Below are 4,380 nucleotides of genomic sequence, written 5' to 3' on the forward strand. Positions count from 1 at the left end.
AGGCCGTACTTCCCACCCACCCCAAGCGTGCCCACGATGCGCCCGCGCTGCCCCATGCCGATGCGTATGGCGGGGTCTGCCTCGCCCGTCAAGATGACGTCAGCAAGCATGCTCATCCTGCGGAACTCCCCCAGACTGGCAGTGGTGATGAAGGTGGGGCGAATCCCATTCTGCTGGAGCATAGATGTATGCCGGAGAACTGCACCCACCTGCCCCACGATGGTCTCGCCGGAGGTCACGTAGGCGATGGAGACCCTCTCACGTGCATCGATATAGACGAACGTGCCCACAGCGACGAGAAGAAGGGACAGAACAGAGACCCATGCGGTGCGTCTTCGGGTCATGCAGCCCTCCACCGCGAGAACAAGAGGAATGTGGCCGCAATGTAGCTCAAGGCGGTAACACAGAAGCACGCGGTGAAGCCGAACACGATGGAGAGCAGATAGAAGCCTGAGAAGCCGACAAAAGCGCCGAGGGCGTCGAGAAGCAAGGCCGGGCCGAGCAGCGCTTCATCGATCCGGAGCAGCCCCAGCGGGAAGAAGGCCCCCGCGAGGATGCCGAAAGGGGCCAGCACCAGCAGCGACGCCCCAGTGCGAACAATGACGCTGGTGGAGTGGAAGGGAAGGCTGCCCATGCTCGACGACAGCAGCAGCAGCAGCAGCGCCACTACGCCCGCCGCCACCAGCGGATGAAAGGGACGGCGGAGCAGTCGGGTCATCGTGCTGCCCACCGACGACAGGACGAAGATGAGCAGGGTCACTGCCATCGTGGTCGACGCGGGGTCACCGAACAAGCTGCGAAAACGGGCGTAGGCATACATCTGGAAGGTGACGAAGCCGACCCCGATGAGAAAGAAGTAGGCAAGGTCGCGACGCTGCCCGCGATCAGGCCGCCGTCTCATGAGCACCAGCGAGACGATGAGTCCTACCACCAGCGCCCCCGCCGCCCCGTTCAGAACGATAAACGTCGCCCTTGGTGCTGACCCGCTCCGCACCGCGCTGAAGGGCCGGTCGTCGGTGTCGGGAGAGACATGCGCGCCAACCTGATCGACGGTCTGCCAAGTCTCGGGAAGCTGCGTGATAGGACCCACGAGATCTTGAACCCGGACGCCGCTGGCTCTCCCCGTCTCGAGGAGGTAGGTGACGACGCGTTCGACCTGTGTCTGGTCGGGTGAGGTCACCAACGCCATCTTGTAGTCGGCCTTCTCGCGAAACCCGTGGGCCCTGCGAGGCCCTGGGAGCAGCAGCACCCCGCACCGCAGGCCGATGGAGCGAGCGGTGGCGAGCGCCGCACCGATCTGATGCTCGAGAAGGTAGGCCACGAGAACACCGTTGGGGCGAAGCAGGTCCGTCGCGCGCCTGAACGCCTCTTGTGTGAGCAGGTAGTTCTCGAACTCGACCGGGTTCTCATACCGCGTGGCCGGTGATCCGGGCAGATCGATCAAGATGTTGTCGAAGTGACCCGTCGCCGTCTCGAGCGCCGCCCTCCCCTCCATGTTGATGATGGAGACGCGCTTGAACATCTCAGCGTTGTACGCAGGATTCTGGGTGAAGAAACGGGTTACGACGGGGTCGAGCTCGACGCCGACGAGATTGTTCCACGCCTTCTCCGGAACGGCACGCAGAGGCCATCCCCCGCCAACCGCAATCATCATCGTTCGGTCTGTGGGCTTCACGAAGCTGTAGATGAGGTGGCGGCGATCATCGGCCTTCTCCTGGAATATCCAGGTGACGTAGTAGTTGTAGCACCCCGCGAGATCATGGGTTCCCTCGCGCTGGTAGAGGTTTATCTTGGCGTTGGGGCTCCAGCAGTCGAGAATCGGGCGCAGCTGCGCGCTGTCAGCCGCGGACATGTACTCGAGATACGAATGGTGCTCGAAGCGATGGCGGATATCGCGGAGCTGCTCGATGCGCTGATCGAACGAAGGGTTCAGCAATGCCACCAGGGTGAGCGCACCCGCGGCCACCGCGCCAATGCGCCCCAGCGGCAGCAGCATGCAGCAGGCTGCCGCGATGAGCAGCGAGAGATTGTTTCCCACCGACATGACCGCATAGCCGTGAACCGCAAAACCACAAACCAGGCCACAGAGCCCGACGGCGACCACCCCGCCGATGCCCTCTCGCTGGCGCTGCATGAAATAGAGCAGCAAGGTCGAGTAGACCATGCCGAAGAGGGTGAGCGTGATGCCGATGAGCGTGACGCTCACACCCAGCATCATGGCCATGCTGGGCACCGCCTCGTTCACCATGAGGCAGGACGCCAGCGACAGCAGCATCGAGAGCCCCGTGAGCATGCACAACCTACGGGCACGCCTCGCGTCGAAAGTGCCCTGGTTGAGGCGGTGCGCCAGGTACATGCCAAAGCCGTTGAAAACGCTCACCAGGGCAAAGACCACCCGCAACCCCGCTCGCAGCGCGGTCAGGCTAGCCGCGATCTCTTCGGCGATCATGGTCTGATAGACGATGGAGAACATGGAGAACGCAAAGAGAAGCCACAGCCACAAGACGTGCTCGCGCTGTGGCGACGCGGGTCTGGAAGGCGCTGCGATCACCGGCTCTGAAGCTGGGGACGTTTCACCGTCAGCCCATAGATCGCGCAGGCGTTGTCCCACGCGATCCTGGTCTCGATGTCCGCCGGCAGCTGGGTGAGCAGACGACGGGCCAGCAACGTGGGGCGCCCGCGGGTGACGCCCTTTTCGGGAACACTGAAGAACGTGTCGGTGCCGATGACGAAGCGATCGGGGTAGGCGCGGAACATCTCGAGCCACTCTGTTCGCAGCATGCCCTTCGCGTCGAGCGGCGTGTTCTGGTTCTGGCTGTTCGAGCCGCACCCGCGCAGCTCGCGGAACTTGATGCTCATGTACAGGTTGGGGTGTCGTTCGAGAAGCGAGCGCATGAGCGTGACGGTGCGATCGCCGGTGTTGTCCCACCCAGCGTGGGCCCAGAGGATGCGTGCTTTTCGGTTGTGATCGAGGAGGCGCTCGAAGCCGGCGATGTTGGCCTTCAGGCCCGTGGGGTTGAAGATCACGGGCACCTTGGGCGGAATCGACATGTCGTTCTGCACGGCCTCCATGTGGAGGTCGACGGGAACGTTGTGCGCAGCGGCGATGTCGGCCAGCTGCAGCAGCAGCGGATGATCTGGAGGGACCGACTCATACGGGTGGTTGCGACCGAACGAGAGATGCTCGGCCGTCATCTCACCGAACCCTCGCGCCCCCATCTTGAGCAGCTTGAGGGCGCGCTCTTCGAAGGCCTTGCTCACCTTGGCGTCGACGCTCTTGACGGGCGTCGACTGGAGCATGACGTTCAACGAGCTTCCTCCCGCCACGAAGCTGACCGCGTCGGGACGCTTGGCGATCATGGGCGTGAGCGAGTCGTTCTCCATGACCTGCGCCTCTGCAGCGTGGGGCTCATCGGCCGGCGGGGTGAGGGTGATGAGGTACTGGGCTCCCGTGAACGCGTTTGTCGACAGTGCCGCGTCAAGCGCAGAGAACGGGTCGAGGCTGATGCCGGTCGGCGACATGTAGTGGCTGATGATGTGGATGTGCGTGTCGATGAACCCGTTGAAGGGCTTGTCCACGACCGGCGGCAGGATGGCTCTCTTCTTCCAGGGGGGGTTGAGTCCGAAGAGAGCGAGCATCACGGCGAGGAGCAGCAACAGGAGAAGCAGCCACTTCGCTCGGCTGGAGCGCGAATCTCTCGCATCATCACGTACGGGGGCTAGTGTGACGCTGGTGCTCATGGGGTCAATCCTCCTGAGGCGGTGCTTCAAGAATACACGGCAAGGATTCTTTATTCAATGGCTGGCAGGCTCTACCCTGTCGATTCAGGCAGGAAGATCAGGAGACCCGCCCCCCTCCTCGAGCAGCGGCGCGGCCGTTCCATCAGCAACCTCGAGGCTCGCGGCCGACGTCGCTGCGGAAGAGACCGTGTAGACCCCGTCGCGATAGCTCCACTGGCGAACGAGCTTGTCGCTGTAGGCGAGCAGGCGGGTGCGGTTGCGCTCGATGACGATGCCGCTGACGATGAGAAAGACGCCAGCCAGGGTGGCATAGATCTGCCAGGGCATCGAGACGAGCACGTGATGGGCCTGAAAGAACGTCTCGACCGCGGTGATGCCCGCCCCCAGAACAACGAGCATGGCGCGGTCGTTCAGGCTTCCCAGGGTGAAGAGCAGCACGCCTGCGAATCCGGCGGCCAGGTCGTGAACCGTCCCACCGAGGCTGATCGACAGGCACAGCGAAGGGAGCCCCAGGGTGAGGCCCGCCATCGTCTCGAGGAGCGCCCGATGGGTCCGGACGTGCAGGAACCAGGCCGAGAACAGCAGCCAGGTGGCCAGGGGAAAGCTCACATACTCGACGAGAACCGGGCGAGGTGCGTT

The 4,380-nt window shown here is 63.5% G+C and carries 4 protein-coding genes; all 4 read right to left on the reverse strand.

Features of this window, described 5'->3' with window-relative positions:
- On the reverse strand, positions 1-344 hold a 344-nt coding region (locus tag EB084_20485; protein ID NDD30645.1), incomplete at its 3' end, for a hypothetical protein.
- Positions 341-2,503 carry a hypothetical protein gene (locus tag EB084_20490; GenBank protein ID NDD30646.1) on the reverse strand — a complete coding sequence of 721 codons (2,163 nt, stop codon included), beginning with the start codon at positions 2,501-2,503 and terminating at the stop codon, positions 341-343. The genes EB084_20490 and EB084_20485, both read right to left, overlap by 4 nt.
- 44 nt (positions 2,504-2,547) lie before the next feature.
- Positions 2,548-3,741 carry a hypothetical protein gene (locus tag EB084_20495; protein NDD30647.1) on the reverse strand — a complete coding sequence of 398 codons (1,194 nt, stop codon included), beginning with the start codon at positions 3,739-3,741 and terminating at the stop codon, positions 2,548-2,550.
- 84 nt (positions 3,742-3,825) lie between these two features.
- Entirely contained in the window at positions 3,826-4,350 is a 525-nt protein-coding gene (locus tag EB084_20500) for a hypothetical protein (protein ID NDD30648.1), read from the reverse strand.
- Positions 4,351-4,380 lie beyond the last annotated feature (30 nt).

The organism is Pseudomonadota bacterium, from assembly GCA_010028905.1.
Lineage (GTDB): Bacteria > Vulcanimicrobiota > Xenobia > RGZZ01 > RGZZ01 > RGZZ01.

Coding starts and splice junctions, on each gene's coding strand:
- EB084_20495 (NDD30647.1), bottom strand. CDS start 3,741: ATGAGCACCAGCGTCACACTAGCCCCCGTACGTGATGATGCGAGAGAT.